Below are 20,868 nucleotides of genomic sequence, written 5' to 3' on the forward strand. Positions count from 1 at the left end.
CATGGGTAAAGGGCCTGCGATAAAAAGAGGACCTGACGCATAGCTTTCGTCAGGTCTGTGCAACTCCCTATTTTTTCTCATCCATGCGGAGCACGGCCATAAACGCCTCTTGTGGTACTTCGACGGAACCAACGGCTTTCATCCGCTTTTTCCCTTCCTTCTGCTTCTCAAGCAGCTTCCGCTTTCGGCTAATGTCACCGCCGTAGCATTTCGCGAGTACGTTTTTGCGCATCGCACTGATGGTTTCGCGGGCAACGATCTTTTGCCCGATCGCTGCTTGGATCGGCACTTCGAATTGCTGGCGCGGAATCAGTTCCTTCAGCTTTTCGCAAATCACTTTACCGCGCGGATACGCCGTGTCTTTGTGGACGATGAAGGACAGGGCGTCCACCTCTTCGCCATTGAGCAAAATGTCCATTTTGACCAGCTTGGATGGTTTGTAGCCAGCCAGCTCGTAGTCAAAGGATGCATAGCCTTTTGTGCCCGATTTCAACAGATCGAAGAAATCGTAGACGATCTCGGACAACGGCATGTCGTATTTCAGCTGCACACGGTTTTCGCCGAGGTATTGCATGTCGAGGAAATCGCCACGTTTGCCTTGGCAAAGCTGCATTACGTCGCCGACGTATTCTTTCGGTACCATGACGGTCGCTGTCACGTAAGGCTCTTCGATCTTTTCGATCTTTTGCACGTCGGGCATTTTGGACGGGTTGTCGATTTCGTACGTATCCCCGTTCGTCTGCGTGACGCGGTAGATTACGCTCGGTGCCGTCGTGATCAGGTCAATGTTGAACTCGCGCTCGATGCGCTCCTGGATGATCTCCATGTGCAGCAGTCCGAGGAATCCGCAACGGAAGCCGAAGCCAAGGGCTTGCGACGTTTCCGGCTCGAATTGCAGCGATGCGTCGTTGAGCTGCAATTTTTCCAAGGCGTCGCGCAGGTCATTGTAATCGCTTGTGTCGATCGGATAAAGACCGCAGAATACCATCGAGTTGATTTTGCGGTAGCCTGGCAACGGTTCTACCGCCGGACGGGCCGCATCTGTGATCGTATCACCCACGCTCGTATCGCCTACCGTTTTGATCGAAGCGGCAACATAGCCTACATCCCCGACGGTCAGCTCTTCCACCTGCGTTTGGCGCGGTGTCGATGTTCCCACCTCGGTAACCTCGAACGCCTTGCCTGTTGCCATCATTTTGATCCTCATGCCCTTTTTCAACGTACCGTTTACGATACGCACCGATGCGATAACGCCGCGATACGGATCGAAGTACGAGTCAAAAATCAAGGCTTGCAGCGGTGCGTCCGGGTCGCCTGTTGGCGCTGGCACTTTTTTCACGACGGCTTCCAGCACGTCCTTGATGCCAATACCCGCTTTTGCGGATGTCAAGCACGCTTCGCTCGCATCCAAGCCGATTACATCTTCCACTTCCTGTTTCACGCGCTCAGGCTCCGCGCTTGGCAAGTCGATTTTATTGATAATCGGAATGATCTCCAGATTGTTGTCAAGGGCGAGGTAAACGTTTGCCAACGTCTGTGCTTCAATCCCTTGGGCCGCATCCACGACGAGTAGTGCCCCTTCACAGGCAGCCAGGCTGCGCGATACTTCATAGGTGAAGTCGACGTGTCCCGGTGTGTCAATCAGGTGTAGGATGTATTCCTCACCGTCATCCGCCTTGTAATTGAGACGTACTGCATTCAACTTGATCGTAATGCCGCGCTCTTTTTCCAGTTCCATCGTATCGAGGAATTGCGCTTCCATTTCGCGAGCGGTTAATGCGCCTGTCAATTCGAGTATCCGGTCGGCAAGCGTTGATTTACCGTGGTCAATATGTGCGATGATAGAGAAATTGCGAATTTTTTTCTGTCTTTCCAGGCGATCCATTAATTCCGTTCCCTCCTGCGTTTCACGTCCTTGCCTTGCCACTGGACAAGGCATCGGTGAAAAAAACACTAAGATTTATTATAACAAAGCCGTTTTTGTGTAGCAATAAAGATTATCTTGCGGCATTACAACGTTTTTCACCCTCCGGCTGGTAATTTCATGGTATTGTAGATGGGATATGAAAGGAGAGTTACGATGTTTCAAATTGACCGATTGATTTATGCAACTGCTAAACCGGACTGGCTCCATCAATTTTTGACCGAAAAGCGTGGCCTGACGCTTGCCGCCACAGGCCAATCCTTTCCCGGCATATCTACGCGCACCTATCCGTTCCCTGGTGGCGGATTTCTTGAAGTTGCTTATGTTACGGACGAAAGCAAGCTCGATTCCTCGGAAGGTGGACATGAGCTTCGCGACTTTTTAGCAGAAAACGGCGACGGTTATACTTCACTCGTCCTCGAAACCGACGACTTGGAACATGTGATCCGCGTCTTGCAGGAGGAGCAATATCCGGTTTCGGACAGCGGGGTACACGAGGTCACCGATCCGACCGGCCAAACTGTCAGCTTTCGCATGGTCGGTTCCTATCCACATTTGCCTTGGTTCATCCAGTATGATAAGCCGCGTCCGTCTGCGTCCGGCTTCCCCCAAGCGGCGATCCTGCGCACCACGACGCTTACTGCAGATTCCAGCCTGCTGGAGAAAATCTTGAAAATCAGCTGCACCCAACTGAACTTCACCGACATGCATGCCGCGCTTTTCCCGCTTGCGAATGCGACGCTACGCCTGGAATCAGCCGATTCTTACTCATTCGCTTACTTTGATCCGACCGGAATCCTGCTTGAGGGAAACAACGCCGAATGATCGCCATCCATTGCTGATCGAAGCGCTTTTTGCATGAAACGCGTTTCTTGGATAAGATAGGAGAAAAAATGACTTCAGGAGGACGTGTGTTTTGCCGCCGAAATCGAAAAAAAGACGGTTAAACTCCGTACAAATTATTGTATGCTTTTATATTTGTTCGGTTTTGATCTCGTCTCTTTTATTATGGATGCCTATTTTCCACAAGCCCGGCGTTCAGCTGACTTATTTGGATGCCCTCTTCACCGCGTCCAGCGCCATCAGCGTTACTGGACTTTCCGTCATCCAAATCGATCTTTTCTTTAATCATGCAGGTATCATTTTGCTCGCCCTGCTGTTTCAGGTAGGCGGGATCGGGATTATGACGCTGGGCACGTTTTTCTGGCTCTTATTCCGCCAAAAAATCGGGCTTGAACAACGCATCTGGATCGCGACTGACCACAACCGGCCGAAATTGGCGGGGATGGTCGACCTGATGCGCAACATCTTGCTGCTCGCCGTCATCATCGAGGTCGCCGGCACGCTCTTGTTGGGCAGTTACTTGCTGCTGCGCGGCTATGTGGATCATTGGTATATGGCTTTTTTCCACGGATTCTTCGCCTCTGTCAGCGCGTTTACCAATGCTGGATTTGATCTGTACGGCAACTCTCTGCTCGATTTTTCGCACGACTATGTGTTCCAGACGATCCATATGCTGTTGATCATCTGCGGGGCGATCGGCTTTCCTGTGCTGATCGAGCTGCAGCATTATGTTTTGCACCGACGGGTCAAACCTCGCTTTACCTTCTCTTTATTCACGAAAGTGACGACTGCTACTTTCTTTACCCTGTTAGTAGCGGGTGCGCTTCTGTTTTATTTGTTTGAGCGGGGCGCCTTTTTGGCGGATAAAGGTTTCATCCCGTCCGTCTTTTATTCGTTGTTTCAATCCGTCTCGGCACGCAGCGCCGGTTTGACTACGATGGATATCAGCATGCTCTCTACACCGACGCTGATCATGATGTCGCTGCTTATGTTCATCGGTGCGTCGCCAAGCAGCGTAGGCGGCGGGATACGGACCACAACGTTTTTCATCCTGTACGCAACCATTTTGTCCTACATGCGCGGGTACAAGCGGGTAAAAGTGTTTGGGCGGGAGCTGGCGGATGACGATATTTTACGTTCGTTCCTCGTGTTCTTTTTCGCGATCAGCTTGGTCATCGCCGCTGTCATCCTGCTTGCCTGGACCGAAGGATTGCCGATGGAACAGCTCCTGTTCGAGGTATGCTCGGCGTTCGGGACCACCGGCATGTCTACCGGGATCACCGCTTCGCTCAGCCCGACGGGAAAAATCATCATGATCGTCCTGATGGTGATCGGACGCATTGGGATTATCAACATGCTGCTCTTCTTGAAAAAAGACGATCAAATTACACATTATCGCTATCCGACCGAGAGGATCATCATCGGACAGTAAGAAAAAAGTGCGAAAGCCATTGTGGGCTTGCCGCACTTTTTTTCTTAAAGTCGTTATCCTTGTTTTGCGTGACCGCTTGCTCTGAGCTTCTCGACGATCTCGGACGGGAAAATCGTTTGTATATCCAACCAATAGTCACTTCCGTCCCGGGGCATCTGATAATCGATCACGCGGTAATCGCCGCCCCGATACACAATGTTGAATTTCATTGGGGCTGCAACAGCCGATCCATTCGTCTGCTCCGATTCGATCGTCACCTTTGCGTAGACGATGCGCTGCTCCGCATTTGGGCTGTCGACACCAAGCAATTCCAGGCTTACTTTGCGTTTATCGCCAATCCAAGCAAAATCGTCTGTCGCTTGCAAAAATTGCGTGATGAGCGGCAGGACGAGCGACTCATTGGATGGTGAAACGCCCGCCTTGATCGTCAAAAAAACGTTTCCGAGCACTTCATTGCGATACCGCACTTCGATTTTCCACAAGCCTGCTGTCGGAAGCGTGAGCCCCGTTGGAAAATGTCCATCGGCATCGTACAGCTTACTTCCGATCGCATACTTGCCCAAATCGATTCGCTCGCCCTGCTGATTTTCGCCGACCAACTGCACCTTTTCATTTGCCATCAGCGGGCCGTTCAGCAAAAACATCACTTTTTGCCCCTGCTTTTCATACATGTCCCCTGTGATGACCCGCACCGGTTTTTCGCCCAGATAAGTGAACGATTTACCTTCGAAAGGCGTCGTGTGTTCAGCGGCAGGCTGCCAAAGATTGCCGTCGGAAGCCTCAGGTGGCAAGGGGTTGGGGGTGTTCGGCACAAGCAAGCCAAAACCGATCAAGCAGGCGCAAACGGCGCCACCGAGCCATTTCCAGCCAAAGTGAATGCCTGTACCGGCCCGCGGTATGCTCGCGATCCTCTTTTGCACAGCCCGCTGCATCTCTGCCGTAAATTCCACATCGCGCAGCAAGCCTTTGTTTGCGTATCCTTTTAATTCGTTCAGCGACTTGTCGAAATCCATTCAGCCCCTCCCTCCTCTGCGACCAGCGCAGCCTTCAACATGTGTCTTGCTCGGTGCAACCGCGTCCGCACGGTTCCTTCCCGCACACACAAGATTGAGGCAATCTCGCTAATTTTCTGATCCTCATAGTAGTGCAGAACAATGACTTGGCGGTATGCATACGGGAGAGCAAGCACTTGTGCGAGCAGTTGCTCCCGTTCCGATTCGCTCACCACTTCCATCTCCACCGACTTCTCACTTGTGCGGTCCACCCACGATTTGAAGATCAGGTTTCGGAACGACCACGATCGAATCTGCATTTTGCACTCATTGGCGGCGATTGCATAGATCCACGTTTTAACCGAGCTGTCGCCGCGGAAGTCTGGAAGCTTCCGGTACACCTTAACGAACACATCTTGTGTGATATCTTCCGCTAGGCTTTTGTTTTTCACGAACAAGGTTACGAGGCGCAGCACCCGAGTGCCATATTCTTGCATCAGCTGCGCGAGAACAGCCTCCGGGGTTTTCTGCAATTGTTCCGTATCAGCCAGCATCCTCACCTCTTTATTCTCTCTCGCTTGTTTAGATGCAGCTGCATAACTTTTGTTACGGATTTTTTTACAAAAAGAAAAAACGGAACGAGTCAGTTCCGTTTTTTTCACGAACTATTCCATTTGTTCGATAAAAGCCGTAAGCAAATCAACCGTGTAAGCTAAATCATCGAGATGGACGCAGCCTGTAGCGGAATGAATATAGCGGGATGGCAAGGAAATGATGCCGGTTACAGCTCCCGCTCCAGCGAGACTGATCGTGGCTGCATCCGTCCCTCCGTTCAACACCGTTTGATGCTGATAGGGAATTCCCAGCGATTCTGCTGTGCGCACCAGCTGTCTGGTCAGCGATTTCGGCACGTTGTTCCCCTGTCCAGTATCCGGTGTCCAATCATAGTACTTAATGACCGGACCGCCCCCCAGTTTCATCGGCGGCAGGGTGGCAGGCAGCGCGGGTGAATCTCCGGCAAATGTCACATCAATCGCGATCGCCACCGTAGGCTTGATAGCAAACGCCGCTGTTCCTGCTCCGCGCAGCCCTACCTCCTCCTGAACGGATGCTACCGCATAGATCGTCGGTTGAACCTGTTTGCCGCTCAGTCGCTTCATCGTTTCAATTAAAACGGCGCAGCTTGAGCGATTGTCTACGGCCTTGCCCGTAAACAGCTTGCTTCCGTTCAGCAAGGTTCCTTTTCGTTCAAACGTGATCATGTCCCCAATTTGTACGCCAAGCGCCATCGTTTCCGCCCGACTAGAGGTACCGAGGTCAAGGTAAATGTCCGCAAGCGGAATGGATCTGCGGGCCATCTCGGCCGTCAGCAGATGTGCCGGCATCGTCCCTGTGATCGCTTGCCGCGGCCCAGCTTCCGTATGGATGGTCAACACTTGGTTCATCAGCATCCGGCTGTCGTGATAGCCGACCGGGTGAAAGTAAACAAAGCCGTTTTCATCAATATGCCGGACGATGAAGCCAATCTCGTCCATATGGGCCGAAAGCATAAGTTTCACATCCGGACGGCTGCCATGTTTGACAAAAATCTGGTTGCCCAAAGCATCTTCCCAATGACCGTTCGATAGAGGCAGCAGTTTTTGGCGCATATAGGCCGCTACCCGTTCCTCATCCCCACTGACGCCTGGTATTTCATCTAGCTCGCGCAATAATACGTCCCACTCGCTCATGTGCACACTCCTTACTGATTTGCCCCGGCTTTTTGGATTTGTCTTCATTATAGCGAGCGGGCGTGAGTACAAATGTCAAAATTCTCGCATTATTTATGCAAAATTCTATCAATTTTAATCCCTTCTGGTAGGATTACATAACCCATCTTGTCGGTCTCAACTCTCTCTCGTGTACATGTTCTGATCTTAATCGAACTAGTATTTTGCCAAAACGTCCGCACTCCTGGATGACTACCTTGACATTCTTGATCTGAAATGAGTTATCCATCAATAGCCAAAAAGAAAAGCCGATCCGCTATGAGAATCCTGTGATTCCCGTGACAGATCGACTTTTTGTTTTTGTTTATGTTTTTGTTTCGCTACACCCCGATGACTTGCAGCTCTTTCGGGAACCGGCTCAACACTTCGCAGCCGTTTTCCGTCACCCAGACATCATCCTCGATTCTGACACCCGCAATGCCAGGAACGTAGATGCCCGGTTCGATTGTGAAAACCATCCCGGTCTGTAGCAAATCCTGATTTTCTCCATGAACGGATGGATATTCGTGGCAATCCATGCCGAGCCCGTGACCCAAACGATGGATGAAATAGTCGCCATACCCTTTTGCTGCGATCACATCGCGCGCTGCGCGGTCGATGTTCGCCAAGGTGACGCCCGCTTTAGTCGCCTCGATCCCTGCCAGATTCGCTGCTAGCACCGTTTGATAGATTTCCTGTTCCTTCGCTCCGACCTCGCCAACCGCAAATGTGCGAGTAATATCCGAATAGTAGCCGTCATAGGCTACACCCAGGTCAAACAAGAGCAGCTCGCCAGCCTGGATAGTGCGATTGCCTGGAGCGCCATGCGGCATTGCCGACTTTTCGCCCGCCAGCACCATCGTTGGGAATGCGAGTCCTTCCGAGCCTAGCTTTTTCATTTGATACTCCAGCTCCGCTACAACGTCGAGCTCAGTCATGCCTACTTTGACTTGGCCCACGACGGCTGCCAGGGCATCCTCGGTGATTTGCAGAGCTTTTTTGATCCGGCTGACTTCGTCTGCAGATTTTACCATTCGCATCTGGCGAATAGGCACATCGACATCTACATAATCGGCTGCTTGGATAACCGCTGCAAGCGCTTCAAAACGGCTGACCGTCAAATCGCCCTTTTCCAGTCCCAATCGCTTGATCCCTGCAGGAAGGTGGGCTTGCAGGACCTCATACGGGTTTTGCGTATCCGTGTGCGTCGCGATCGTCTTTACGCTTGAGGCTTGTTGCGCTGCTTCCAGATCAAGCGCTGGTACGATCAACACTGCTTCGCCTTGCTTTGGGATCACCAATCCGAGGAAGCGCTCGTGCGGATCGCTCAAAAATCCGGTGAGATAATAGACATGCTTTGGTGTGGTGAGCAGCATAGCGTCCAGCCCTTGCTCATTCATATATGTATGAAGCGTTTGCAATTTTTGTTGATCCATCTGCGCGTCATCCTCTCCTTGTTTTCTTGTTCATCCTATCAGGAAAAAGCCCCCATCTGCAATGGGAGCTTTTTCGTTCCTACAGACCTATTTCCACTCTACATTTTCCAGGCTCTCCGAACCTGTTGGATGCGGTTGGTAGCCAGTGATGCCTGCTTTACCCGCGATCGGGGGTGTTGCATGCGCGATCGGAATTAGCGGTACATCTTTGTAGATCAGTTCTTGCGCTTGTTTGTACAGCTCGGTACGTTTATCTTTCGACGGCTCCGATTGCGCCTGCAGCAAGAGCTTGTGCACCTCTTCATTTGCATAGCGCGAGCGGTTTCCGCTGCCGATGTTGTTTTTGTCGAGCAAGACGTACAGGAAGTTGTCAGGGTCACCGTTATCACCTGTCCAACCCAAGAGGTACATGTCTTGTTCACCGTTTTTCGTTTTTTCCAGGTACGTTGCCCATTCCATCGTTACGATCTCGGTTTCGACGCCGATTTTTTTCAGGTCTTGCTGGATTGCTTCTGCGATTTTTTGACCGTCTGGCATGTATGGACGCGGCACCGGCATTGCCCAGAACTTCGTTTTGAAGCCGTTCGGGAAGCCCGCTTCTGCCAACAGTTGTTTTGCTTTGTCCAAATTGTACTCACGGTCTTTGATCGCATCGTTGTAGCCCCATACAGATGGCGGCATTGGGTTAACAGCTGGCTCGCCAAGACCGGCGAAGAATGCTTCGATCAGTGCTGGTTTGTTGATTGCATACGCGATTGCTTCACGAACTTTTGGATTATCAAACGGCTTTTTCTCCACGTTGAAGCTGAGGAAGCCGACGTTCATACCAGGACGTAGGAACAGCTGCAGGTCTTTGTTGTCTTTGACAGATTGCGCGTCATCTGGATTCAGACCATCCATGATGTCGATTTCGCCGGAATTCAGTGCAGTCAAGCGTGCAGAGTTGTCCGGAATGACTTTGAAGACCAGTTTGTCCAGCTTAGGCAGACCTTTGTTCCAGTAGTCTGGGTTTTTCTCGAGCGTGATGGAATCGTTGCGCTTCCATTCCACGAATTTGAACGGACCGGTTCCTACTGGGTTTTCGATGTATTTGTCGCCGAATTTTTGTACGGCAGTCGGAGAGGAGATTCCGAAGCAATACATCCCCAGGTTGTTCAGGAAAGGAGACACCGGACGGAACAGCTTGAATTCCACTGTGCTCGCGTCGATCGCTTTCACCGTATCAATCACATGGTCTTTGTCGCCTTTGTAGCCACCGAACATGTCATTGTAGTATACATAGCCGTCTTTGTTATGGAACGGATTGCTCTTGTCCATCCAGCGGTTGAAATTCCACACGACTGCCTCGGCATTGAAGTCGGTGCCGTCATGGAACTTGACGCCTTGGCGCAACTTGAATGTGTACGTTTTGCCATCCGGCGAAATTTCCCAGCTCTCAGCCAAACCAGGAACGATGTTGGTATTGGTCGGCTCGTATTTGACCAACGTTTCGAAAACGTTTTCCGTAATTTTGGCCGATTCGCCATCGTCCGTCTGAATCGGGTCGAGCCCGACGGAGTCGCCGCCACGGCCAAAGATCAGCTGTTTCGGCCCTTTGTTTGCTGTATCTGCAGGCGCTGGCTGAGCTGGCGTTTGCGCTGAGGAATCGGATGGTGCCGGCGTTTGCTGGGCTGTCTGCTGTGGGCTGCCGCATCCGGTCAAAGCCATCGTCAGCGCCATCATGCCAGACAGTGCAGCTGTCAACAATGATTTTTTCATAAAATGAAGATCCCCCTTCTTCCCTTATTGATCGCTTTTTTTGTTCAAGCTACAATCGCTGCCACGCATCCCCCCTTTCAAGGCGTGCTCGCGTCAGTTTTTCATTCGCGGATCAAGCGCATCGCGCAAACCGTCACCGATCAAATTGAATCCGAGTACGGTCAGCATGATGCACAAGCCGGGATAGATGACGGTCCACGGCGCTTTTTGGATGTATTGCTTAGAGTCCGCCAGCATTTTGCCCCATTCCGGTTCAGGCGGCTGTGCCCCGAGTCCGAGAAAGCCGAGCGCTGCCGCTTCGATGATGGCTGTCGCGATTCCGAGCGTCCCGGAAACGATGATCGGTGCCAGGCTGTTGGGCAAAATGTGCTTGATCAAGATGCGCGAATCCTTCATCCCGATTGCTCGCGCCGCCATCACGAATTCTTCTTCCTTCAACGTCAGCACGCGTGACCGCACGAGCCTACCGAATGTCGGAATATTGATGATGGCGATTGCAAGCAAGGCGTTTTGCAGCGATGGTCCCAAAATGGCTACGATCGCGATCGCGAGCAAAATGCTCGGAAAAGCCAACATGACATCAAACACGCGTGAAATAACCGAATCAACCCAGCGGCCATAATAACCTGCCAGGAGTCCGAAAAACGTGCCGGCTACAATCGAGCCGAGAACCGAGGACGTCCCTACCCAAAGCGAGATGCGTGCGCCGTAGACGACCCGCGAAAAGACGTCGCGACCGTTGTAATCGGTACCGAACCAATGCTCGGCGGATGGTGCCTTGTTTTTCATGACCAGCTCGCCCTCATCGAATTTATAAGGCGCGATTTGCGGTGCAAACACCGCGACCACCACGAAAAAGAGAATGATGCCCAAGCCGACCATTGCCAGCTTGTTTTTCCGCAAAATGTTCCATGCGTCCCGCCAAGGGGAGGATGCCTGTTCCACCGGTTGCTTGATTGGGGTATGGATCGTTGTTTGAACCTCTGCCATGCAACTGCCTCCTTAGCGGTATTTGATGCGTGGATCGACATAGGCGTACAGGAGGTCGACCAGCAGGTTGATCAAGACGAAAATGGTGGCGATCACGAGGATCCCGGATTGGATGACAGGATAATCGCGGTTGCCGATCGCAGTGTAGATGTAGCGTCCTACGCCAGGCCAGCCAAAAATGGTTTCGGTCAGTACCGCGCCGCCAAGTAGCATGCCGGTCTGCAAACCGATGATCGTCAAAACGGGAATCAGCGCGTTTTTGAGCGCATGCTTGTACACGACGAAAAATTGTCCAAGCCCTTTTGCTTTTGCGGTGCGAATAAAATCAGAGCGCATCACTTCCAGCATGCTGGAACGGGTAATCCGAGCGATGATCGCCATCGGGATGGTGCCCAGTGCGATGCTCGGCAAGATCAGATGCATGAAGACGTCTTTCAATTGGTCAAAGCGGCCTGCCAAGATGGAATCGATGATGTAAAAGTGTGTGATGGGGTTGATTGGCAAACGAGCGTCGTCGCGGCCAATCGAGGGTAACCATTTCAATTCCTGGGCGAAAAACCATTGTTCCATTAGGCCCAGCCAGAAAATCGGCATGGAGACCCCGATCAGGGCGATCAGCATGGATACGTAGTCAAACCAGGAATTTTGTTTCCAAGCGGAGATAATGCCGGCGTTCACGCCAATAATGATGGCAAACAACATTGAGAAAAGAGTAAGTTCCGCGGTAGCTGCCAAATACGGGACGATTTCCTGCCCGATCCCGGCTTTCGTGTGGAGCGAATTGCCCAAATTGCCGGTAAGCACCTTGCCGACGTAGTCAAAGTACTGCTGGTACCACGGTAGGTTGAGTCCGAGCTGTTCGCGCAGCTCCGCGAGCGCTTTCGGGCTGGCCTTTTCGCCCAATATGGTTTGGGCCGGGTCACCCGGAATGGCATGCGTTATGCAGAAGACTACGATCGACATGCCGATCAGAACGGGAATCAGCATCATCAATCTGCGCAGGGTATAAGATACCAATGCCATTTCCTCGCTTTCCAAATATTGATTCGAGTTCGTTTAAAAAACGAGAGTTTACTTATTCGCCGTATAAATGGCATGCGACAAAGTGACCATTGCCCGCATCCCGGAATGTTGGTCGGATGGAGCGGCAAATCTCTTTGACATGCGAGCAGCGGGTATGGAACGTGCACCCGTTCGGCGGATTCGCCGGGCTCGGCACGTCGCCTTGCAGGATGATGCGCTCCCGCTTAATATCGGGATCTGGGTTCGGCACAGCGGAAAGCAGTGCCTGTGAATATGGGTGAAGCGGGTTGCTGTAAAGCGCGTCTTTGTCGGCCAGCTCGACGATTCGCCCGAGATACATGACGCCGACTCGATCGCTGATGTGGCGTACGACACTCAAATCGTGGGCGATGAACAGATAGGTCAAGCCAAACTCTTTTTGCAAATCTTGCAGCAGATTAAGCACCTGTGATTGGATCGATACGTCAAGCGCTGAGACGGGTTCATCGAGCACGACCAGCTTGGGATTGACCATCAATGCGCGGGCGATGCCAATGCGCTGACGCTGACCGCCGCTGAACTGATGCGGATACCGTTTGGCGTGATAGCTTGTTAGGCCGACAACCTCCAGCATTTCGAGCACGCGCTTCTTTCTTTCCGAAGCGCTTCCAATTCCGTGCACGATCAATGGTTCCTCCAGGATGCTTTCCACATTGTGCCGTGGATTCAGCGATGCGAATGGATCCTGGAAGACAATTTGCATGTCACGCCTCAATTTTCGCAGCTCTTGCTGATCCAAGCTTGTAACCGCTTTCCCTGCAAACAGCACTTCTCCTTCGGTCGGCTCGATCAGACGCATGACCGAACGCCCTGTCGTCGACTTGCCGCAGCCGCTTTCTCCCACCAACCCCAGCGTTTCTCCCGTTTTCACCGAAAAGGAAACATCGTCAACGGCTTTGACCGTTCCGACGGTTTTTCCGAAAACCCCGCCAGTGATGGGGTAATATTTTTTCAAATGGTTCACGACGAGCAGTTCTTCTGCCACCCTTGTTTGCCCCTTTCTACGATCGGCCTATTGATTCACCCAGCAGCGGGAGAAATGTCCCGCCTCCACTTCCAGAAGTTCCGGCATCTCCTGGTGGCACTTGTCCACCGCATGCTCGCACCGTGGCGCGAAGCGGCAGCCTGTCTTTAGTGAGCCTGGGACAGGCACGTTTCCAGGGATCGAGTAGAGCCGTTCTCTTGACTCTTCCAGCTTGGGTATGGACTGAAGCAAACCTATCGTATACGGGTGCTTCGGTTTTTTTAGGATGGTTCGGACATTGCCCTCTTCCACCACCTTGCCTGCGTACATGACCACGACCCTGTGGCACATTTCGGCGACCACCCCGAGATCGTGCGTGATGAGCATGATCGCGGTGCCCGACTCCTCGTTGAGCTTGCGCATTAGGTCAAGAATCTGCGCTTGGATCGTCACATCGAGCGCCGTCGTCGGTTCGTCGGCAATTAAAAGCTCAGGGTTGCACGTCATCGCCATGGCGATCATCACGCGCTGCCGCATGCCGCCTGACAATTGGTGCGGGTATTCGTCGACGATCGCCTCCGCTCGCGGAATCCCCACCCGCTTCAGCATTTCGACAGCCTTTTTGCGGGCTTCTCGCTTGTCCACTTTTGTATGCAGCCTCACCGCCTCACCAATCTGGTCCCCGATCGTGTAGACGGGATTGAGCGATGTCATCGGCTCCTGGAAGATCATTGCGATTTCGTTGCCACGTATTTGGCGCATTCGCTTTTCATTGCACTCGATCAACTCTTCCCCTTTGAAGCGGATCGAGCCTCCGACAATTTTACCAGGGGGTGATGGGATGAGCCTCATAATCGATAAGGACGTCACACTTTTTCCGCAGCCGGATTCACCGACGATGCCGACGACCTCTCCTTTGCCTACGCGTATGTTGACGCCGTCTACGGAAGGAATGGCTCCTCGGTCGGAAAAAAAGTGCGTCTGCAAGTTTTCTACTTCCAAGATTGTCTGCGACATCTAGCGCACCTCTCTTACCGAAATTTAGGTATTTTGTAGGGGGGGATGGGGAAAATAGGAAGCTGGTTGTGAACATTATGCCATTATTCTGTATCTTTTCGCAATACAGTAAATAAATAATATTTTAACAAGAGAAAAAAACCTGTCAAAAAACAGGTTATGGTTGAAAAAAAGAAGACATCCAGTTAACCGCTGCCTGCGTTCCGCCCCTTACTGCTTGCCCGAGTGAAATGCCTACCCGACTCATGTAATTGCTCTTTTTCTCCTGCGTAGCGGTCGCTTTTTGACCCATGACCGCCACTTCCATTTTGCCGTTATCCACTTTTGTGATATAAAACGACTGCTTTTGCGGCTGTTGTAGCTGTTGCTCCGGCAGTCCCTCGATTTTGTAGATTCCACGTTCCGCTGTTAGCAGGCCAAGGATGACGCCGATCAAGAGAACCGCGACGAGGCTCACGACTTTTAATCTGATATCCACTCGCTACTCACCTCTTGTCTGTTGACTCAGTCACCGTCGCATTGGCTCGTTCCGCTTGCCAAAAGTATTCGGCGAACACATCCGCTAGTGCCGCTGCGCTGTTATAGCATTCCTGAACCGTGTTTCCCGTACCGCCGAACTCAATCAATAGGCTTCCTGGTGAGATCGATTGGTTATACTCGCCATTGCCGTCCTTGCTGCCCTTCCCTGTGACGCCGCGGGACAGACCAGGGTACTTCTTCTCCAAAAGCATATGCAATTTCGTTGCAAACTCTGCATTTTTCTCGTGGTTTTTGTTTATCAGGCCGATGACGAAAAAGAGGCGCGCATACGATTTGCCATTGATTTCAATCGTTGTTTTCTCGCGAGGCTGGTCGTCGCGGTGAAGGTCGAACAAATACTGGATGTTGCGGTTCTCTTCCAGCTCGGATTTGACGACTTTGAGCGATTCCGCATAGGAGAGCGTAAAGCTTCTTCCCTGGTCAACCAGACGCTGCGTAATATCGTCGGAATTGGTGTCGACGCCGATCCCTTTCTCGCGCAAATTATCCGCCAGCCGCTCCCCGACAAGCGTAATGTTGCGCGTAGGGCTATCGACCGATTGGCCCACCCGCTTGGTTTCTGAGAGCCATGATTCCCGATTGTGGGAATGATAGATGAACACCACATTGCCTTTCGTCGCGATCGGCGTATTTGGTTTAGGCTCCCCCGTACTCGTTTTAGGCGGCACAGTCGTCGCTGGCGGCGGCGTCTCTTTTTGCCCCGTTTGCTCACCGCCAGCAGGCTGCGGCACCTCAATGTTGGGCAAGTCGTGGGGCGTGTTCTCCACATACAGATCGGACAACTCCGTCCCCAGTCCCGGTACGATGATCCGGGCATCATCAAAGGTCAACAGCCCCGGGAGCTCACGCCCAAGCAAGCTGCGCAGATCTCCGGGCTGGATGTTGGTCATGGCCTCGAATAAAAAACTGGTCCAGCTGCTGGACTGCGCTGCAGTCGTTTCTACCGAATCCGCAAGCGATGGAATCTCCCTGCCGATCACTTTGAGCATGGCGAGGCTCGAGATGTTGGCTGCTGCTTGCTGAAGCGTATTGGAAGTGGGCATCACGCGGTTCCCCGACAGTGACAAAATGCCCGTCAGAACGAACAAAAAGGCAGTGCAAAGCGATAGGACTACAAAGTGCCGCTGTAGTATGGCTGCCATCTTTCTTCCTCCTCTAGCAGTCGGCTATGTCTCGACTTGTTCTTGCTCTATGAGTATGCGAATGGAAGAAACGATAGACCTTGTTTCTAGCAAAAAAATAATAGAGAAGCACCTTTTATCCGGTGCTTCTCTCGTTCATCTGAAACGTGTTTCTTCATTACACTAGTGCGTGTATGCGTTAACGTTTTCTTGCCCGACAGCGCGATGCAGGGCACTGTTCAATCCGCTCGCAATGATGTTGGCGATTCCCTCGATGAAATCATCGATTTCCTTCGGCGTGACGACCAAATTTTGCCCAAGCGGTTGAAGCACTTCATGAATGAGCTGCTGCTTATCCTGCTCGGACAGCTGGCCAACTAGTCCCATAAATGTTTTGCGTGATTCCATGTCAGGCAAATCCTCTTCCGTATACGGCTCCTTCCGCTCCGGTACGCTGCTTGTCGTCAGTCGGTTAAAGGCGCGTTTGCTCTCTTGCACCGATTGGCCGAAATGGCCAAGGAGATAGGTGATCGAATCGTGCACGATCGTCGAGGCGAACACGACGGTTGGAACGCCGATAGCGATGACAGGGATGCCGAGCGTCGCCTCATCGATCGCCTTGCGCTTGTTTCCGACTCCCGAGCCCGGATGAATGCCGGTATCGGAGATTTGGATGGTTGTATTGACACGATGCAGCGCACGGGAGGCCAGAGCATCGATGCAGATCACGAAATCCGGTTTACTTTTTTCCACGACGCCAAAAACGATCTCGCTCGTCTCGATCCCGGTAATGCCGAGGACGCCTGGAGAAATGGCACTTACCTCCCGATACCCATCCTCCACCGATTCAGGGGCCAATGTGAATAGATGCCGCGTAATGAGCAGATTTTCCACGACTAGCGGGCCTAGCGCGTCAGGTGTGACATTCCAGTTGCCAAGGCCAACGATCAACGCCTTCTTGTTTTCGGTCAGTCCTTTTTTCTCCAAAAACTGCTTGAATTCGTGAGCAAACCGTCGCATCACCTGCTGCTCCAGTTCGGAGTCGTTGTTGCGTAGCTTGGGCACCTCGATGGTCAGGTAATGCCCCGGCCATTTGCCAATTTGCCGTCCCGCCTCTTCATCCTGCACCGTCATGCGCGTCACCTTGATGCCAGGCTCCCGGTCATCCGTCTCCATCTCAAATCCGGAAAGCGGTGCCTGCTGCTCCTGCTGCGCCAATTCATGGGATTCGACCGCCAAGTCGGTGCGGATTGAATAAGCACCGAGATCAATGTTGTGCTGCATCTTGTCAAACCTCCCCTTATTCCAACTCTTGATCCTTAGAATGCATAAATGTGGAACTTTTATACGGAATCCATTCTTGCAATCGTGGGTGTCGCATGCTAGAATATATTTTGTTGTATGTAAGAGCCTAAGACGCGTCTTATAGCTTTAAGGAGGTGACATTCATGCCAAATATTAAATCCGCAATCAAGCGCACCAAGCAAATCGAGAAGCGCCGTGCACAACGTGCATCGCAAAAATCTGATCTGCGTTCCGCGGTGAAAAGCTTTGAGAAAGCAGTTGCAGCGAGCAACCTCGAACTAGCGAAATCTACCCTTCTGGTAGCCGTGAAAAAGTTGGACAAAGCTGCTACCAAAGGTCTCATCCATAAAAATGCGGCAAACCGTCAAAAATCTCGCTTGATGAAAAAACTGAACGCAGCGACTGCAACTGCGTAAGGTGCGCGAAGCGCCAAAACCCCCTTGAACGTTATGTTCGAAGGGGGTTTTGTTTTAGCTGAGCAACCTTTGTGATGAACAGCTCGACAGCCAGCTGTTTGTCCACTTGACCGGTCTTCATGCGGAAGTCTTCCTCTGCACAAATCGAAAGCAGCTTGCGCAATGCTCCTTCGTCAAAGTGGCGTGCCTGCTCCATCGCTTTTTTGACGGCAAACGGATGCACCTTCAGCATTCCGGCAAGCTGCTGCTGTGAATACCCGCGCGGCGCCCACATCTTGACCGAGAGCAAAAGCCGGATTTGTCGGGCAAATAGCGCCATCAGTTTAATCGGCTCCTCGCCGGTTTTCATGTGGTCGTACAAAATCCGGAACGCGTCGGCAAGCTTGCCTGAAACAACGGCCTCCACCAACGCGAATACGTCATGCTCCAATGTCCTCGATGCCAGCAATTCGATCGCTTTCTCCGTAATGGGCGCCTCAGGGCCGACGTAGAGCGCCAGCTTTTCCAACTCACGGTCCAACAGCCTCAGCTCGCTGCCACAGCGGGCCACGAGCTTAGCAGCGTCCTCCCGTTCAATGAAGGTCTTGTATTTATTCGCCCGTCGTTCAATCCACGCATACAGCTCCTGATCCTTGAGCGGCGCAAAGGATATCATGACCGCCTTCTGCTGCAGCGTTTTGACGATTTTTTTCCGCTCGTCCAGCTTGTCCGCGTTTACCGTGAACATAATCGTTGAAAAAGGCGGTGGATTGTCCAAATACTGAGCCAGCACCTGCGGGTCGGCCTCATGCTTGATTGTGCCGGTCGGTTTTGCCCCCGACAAAAAATAGGCGTTGTCCGCTACCACCAGTCGACGCTCCGCCATGAACGGAAACGTCTCGGCATCCTGCAAAATATCTGGGAGCGCCTGCTCCTGGCAATCATATTCACTCAGATTAAAATCAGCATAATCCTTCTCTATCATCTCACTGCGCGCAAAGGCAATAAATTCTTCCTTCAAAAAGTTTTCCTCTCCGAACAGGACATAGACAGGCGCATACTGTTTGTCGCGAATTGCTTTGACTGCTGCACGCAAATCCATCTGCGCAAGCCCCCTTTCCCCATCCTATCTATTGTAGAGGAAAAAACGGGGTGAGCCAAGCCCATCCCGTTTAAAGAAAACGTTATTTATATCGTAAACTGGCCGATCAGCCCTTTCAAACGCGTCGCCATGCTGCTCATTTCCTCGGCGGATGCTTCAATCTCTTTAAACGTTTGCAAATTTTCCTGCGCTGATTGCGCGACGTGGCTAGCGGATCGGGCAGACTTCTCTGCGATTTTGGACAGCTCTAAAATGGAGGCGGATACTTGCTCGCTGCCAGCGGACATTTGTTCCGAAATGGCCGATACGCCTTGCACCTGATCGTTCACATTCCGCGCCGCGTCGACGATGCGACCGAACGCATCACCACTTTCCAATGCGACTCGAATCCCTTCATTGACCTCTTGCATCTCCAGTTCCATCGAATCGACAGTAATAGTCGTGTCGGACTGAACCTCGGTAATCAACTGCGCGATCATACCCGCAGATTTGTTGGATTGCTCGGCAAGCTTGCGGATTTCATCCGCGACGACAGCAAACCCCTTCCCGCGTTCTCCAGCACGTGCAGCCTCGATAGCAGCATTTAATGCTAGCAAGTTTGTTTGCGATGAAATCTGCGTAATGACGCTGACGATCTGGGAGATTTCCTCCGAGCGGCGATGAAGACGCTTGATGACACCGGACGTTTGTTGAACAGACAGGTTGATAGTATCCATTTGCCTGACAACGTTGGAGACAGCATTGGTTCCGACCTCGGCTTCTCGTTCCATCGTTATCGATGATTCCGCCATCACCTGGGATGCCTCCGCTACCCGGACGATACCCATTGTCATCTCTTCCATGGCAAGCGCGCTTTCCTGGGAGCCCTGCATTTGATGATTGGTGCCTACTGCCACCTGTCCGATTGCATCGGTGACCTGTTCCGATGCGCGCGCCGCTTCCTTCGCTTTCCGCGCGGATGCAACCGCATAATCCTGTACTTGCTGTGCGTTTTGATCGACATGCAGGAAAATGCCGTGCAATTCACGTGTAAATTGGCTGAGTGCGGTAATCACCTCGCCGATCTCATCTTTGCGTTTGGAATGAAAGTTTGTCGTCAAATCCCGCTTTTTCACCATCTCAAAGATTGTATTGCTCAGATGGCGCAAGGGAAGCGTCACTTGCCGATGGATAAAGATGTACAGCAGAAGCAGGAAGACAAAGAGCGCTCCCAAGAACAACGCTGCGCTCTTGTACAAGTTTTGATTGATCGGGTCCATCACTTCCTGCAAAGGTAGCACGGTGACCAGCACCATCCCTGTACTGCCAATCGGCGCATATGTCACAAAGCTCGGTTTCCCTTTGATTGTGGCCTCCGTCATCGCGATCTCACTCGCTTTGGCGATTTTTTGCCCCAGCTCGTTTTGCTGAAAATCTTTATCGTCTGATATGATGCGCTTTTCTTGGGCTTTCGCATCAACGGACGTAACCATTGCGCCGGTCTGTGAAACGACGAAGCCGTATCCCGTAGTCCCAACTTTCAGTTGTTCCACACTTTTTTTCAAATCGGCTAGGCCGATGTCCATCGTGATAATCCCGATGATCTTGTTATCTTTGCGTATCGGACTTGTCGCAGTGATCATCTGGATTTTCGTCACCGGATCGTCGTAAGGCTCGGTCCAAGCGTACTGCTTGTCCACAAAGCCTGTCCGGTACCAGTCATCGTGCAGGTAATCGTACGTTCCGCTATATTGTGGCACAATTTTGGCGCCAGCTTGCTCCTTCAGCGCATAGCGGGCGTACAGGCGCTTTGTCGGATCAAATTGATTCGGCTCCATCCAAAAGCCTCCACCGATGATGTTGCTCTCCGATTCGACCAAGCCCATTACGATTTTTTCCACAGAGGAGATGTTTTGCGGGCCCTCATGCAAAATCGTATACCCAAGCGAATTGGACACTTTGCCCGCCTTATCCAACACGCCGAATAAATGCGTTGATTCGCTCTTGACTTGTAACAGAAGGTTGCGCTTTGCCATAGCAAGGCTCTCGCTCCTGAACTGCACATAATTAAAAATAGACAAAAGTGCAAAGGTAACCACTGAGATGATCGATAAAATTACCATGACTTTCGCTTTGATACTTTTCATTCTGTTCCCCCCGCCCCTGTTTTTCGCCGAAATTTCGTACAAGCGAATCCTCCCCATGATAAAGGGCCCGCAATTTCGCGAAACAGTGCCGAAGGTTATGGACGATACTCCCG

18 protein-coding genes are annotated in these 20,868 nt (G+C 51.9%); 3 read left to right on the forward strand and 15 right to left on the reverse strand.

Annotation, left to right across the window (positions count from 1 at the left end; translation table 11 throughout):
- Positions 1-67: 67 nt before the first annotated feature.
- Positions 68-1,885, reverse strand: coding sequence for a translation elongation factor 4 (gene lepA, locus EDM56_RS23570; protein WP_122920388.1), 1,818 nt, complete (start codon positions 1,883-1,885; stop codon positions 68-70).
- 195 nt (positions 1,886-2,080) lie between these two features.
- On the opposite strand from lepA, the gene EDM56_RS23575 reads away from it, so the two are divergent.
- Together EDM56_RS23575 and EDM56_RS23580 are read left to right on the forward strand one after the other, a co-directional pair.
- A complete protein-coding gene (locus EDM56_RS23575) occupies positions 2,081-2,749 on the forward strand; it encodes a VOC family protein (protein WP_122920389.1) in 669 nt (222 codons plus the stop codon).
- A gap of 91 nt (positions 2,750-2,840) precedes the next feature.
- Complete coding sequence (locus EDM56_RS23580; protein WP_122920390.1) at positions 2,841-4,199, forward strand: TrkH family potassium uptake protein; 1,359 nt, start codon at positions 2,841-2,843, stop codon at positions 4,197-4,199.
- Positions 4,200-4,252: 53 nt separating this feature from the next.
- Here the strand turns inward: EDM56_RS23580 and EDM56_RS23585 are convergent, their stop codons facing one another.
- From EDM56_RS23585 to gpr, 12 genes are all read right to left on the reverse strand, one after another.
- The gene (locus tag EDM56_RS23585; RefSeq protein ID WP_122920391.1) at positions 4,253-5,212 is read right to left on the reverse strand and encodes a hypothetical protein; all 960 of its coding nucleotides are present in this window, start codon (positions 5,210-5,212) and stop codon (positions 4,253-4,255) included.
- On the reverse strand, positions 5,191-5,745 hold the full coding sequence (locus tag EDM56_RS23590) for a sigma-70 family RNA polymerase sigma factor (protein WP_122920392.1): 555 nt from the start codon (positions 5,743-5,745) through the stop codon (positions 5,191-5,193). The genes EDM56_RS23585 and EDM56_RS23590 overlap by 22 nt, the downstream gene beginning before the upstream one ends.
- 111 nt (positions 5,746-5,856) lie before the next feature.
- Complete coding sequence (locus EDM56_RS23595) at positions 5,857-6,921, reverse strand: M42 family metallopeptidase (RefSeq protein WP_183192568.1); 1,065 nt, start codon at positions 6,919-6,921, stop codon at positions 5,857-5,859.
- Between the two features lie 359 nt (positions 6,922-7,280).
- Positions 7,281-8,375, reverse strand: coding sequence for a M24 family metallopeptidase (locus EDM56_RS23600; RefSeq protein ID WP_122920394.1), 1,095 nt, complete (start codon positions 8,373-8,375; stop codon positions 7,281-7,283).
- Positions 8,376-8,462: 87 nt separating this feature from the next.
- A complete protein-coding gene (locus EDM56_RS23605; RefSeq protein ID WP_122920395.1) occupies positions 8,463-10,133 on the reverse strand; it encodes an ABC transporter substrate-binding protein in 1,671 nt (556 codons plus the stop codon).
- Positions 10,134-10,226: 93 nt separating this feature from the next.
- Entirely contained in the window at positions 10,227-11,123 is an 897-nt protein-coding gene (locus tag EDM56_RS23610) for an ABC transporter permease (protein WP_122920396.1), read from the reverse strand.
- A gap of 12 nt (positions 11,124-11,135) precedes the next feature.
- Entirely contained in the window at positions 11,136-12,146 is a 1,011-nt protein-coding gene (locus EDM56_RS23615) for an ABC transporter permease (RefSeq protein ID WP_122920397.1), read from the reverse strand.
- A gap of 52 nt (positions 12,147-12,198) precedes the next feature.
- Complete coding sequence (locus EDM56_RS23620) at positions 12,199-13,170, reverse strand: ABC transporter ATP-binding protein (RefSeq protein ID WP_122920398.1); 972 nt, start codon at positions 13,168-13,170, stop codon at positions 12,199-12,201.
- A 27-nt stretch (positions 13,171-13,197) separates the two neighbouring features.
- Positions 13,198-14,166 carry an ABC transporter ATP-binding protein gene (locus EDM56_RS23625; protein ID WP_122920399.1) on the reverse strand — a complete coding sequence of 323 codons (969 nt, stop codon included), beginning with the start codon at positions 14,164-14,166 and terminating at the stop codon, positions 13,198-13,200.
- Positions 14,167-14,323: 157 nt separating this feature from the next.
- Positions 14,324-14,644: a DUF3679 domain-containing protein gene (locus EDM56_RS23630; RefSeq protein ID WP_122920400.1), complete on the reverse strand. Its 321-nt coding sequence runs from the start codon at positions 14,642-14,644 to the stop codon at positions 14,324-14,326.
- 7 nt (positions 14,645-14,651) lie between these two features.
- The gene (gene spoIIP / locus EDM56_RS23635; protein ID WP_122920401.1) at positions 14,652-15,848 is read right to left on the reverse strand and encodes a stage II sporulation protein P; all 1,197 of its coding nucleotides are present in this window, start codon (positions 15,846-15,848) and stop codon (positions 14,652-14,654) included.
- A 162-nt stretch (positions 15,849-16,010) separates the two neighbouring features.
- On the reverse strand, positions 16,011-17,111 hold the full coding sequence (gpr, locus tag EDM56_RS23640; RefSeq protein WP_122920402.1) for a GPR endopeptidase: 1,101 nt from the start codon (positions 17,109-17,111) through the stop codon (positions 16,011-16,013).
- Between the two features lie 164 nt (positions 17,112-17,275).
- On the opposite strand from gpr, the gene rpsT reads away from it, so the two are divergent.
- Positions 17,276-17,548, forward strand: a complete 273-nt coding sequence (rpsT, locus tag EDM56_RS23645; RefSeq protein WP_122920403.1) for a 30S ribosomal protein S20 — start codon at positions 17,276-17,278, stop codon at positions 17,546-17,548.
- 31 nt (positions 17,549-17,579) lie between these two features.
- Here rpsT and holA read toward each other — a convergent pair whose 3' ends face one another.
- Both holA and EDM56_RS23655 read right to left on the reverse strand, forming a co-directional pair.
- A complete protein-coding gene (gene holA, locus EDM56_RS23650) occupies positions 17,580-18,629 on the reverse strand; it encodes a DNA polymerase III subunit delta (protein WP_122920404.1) in 1,050 nt (349 codons plus the stop codon).
- Between the two features lie 86 nt (positions 18,630-18,715).
- Complete coding sequence (locus EDM56_RS23655; protein ID WP_183192569.1) at positions 18,716-20,755, reverse strand: methyl-accepting chemotaxis protein; 2,040 nt, start codon at positions 20,753-20,755, stop codon at positions 18,716-18,718.
- Positions 20,756-20,868: the final 113 nt, after the last annotated feature.

The sequence above is a fragment of the Brevibacillus fluminis genome, assembly GCF_003710825.1.
Classification (GTDB): Bacteria; Bacillota; Bacilli; order Brevibacillales; family Brevibacillaceae; genus Brevibacillus_D; species Brevibacillus_D fluminis.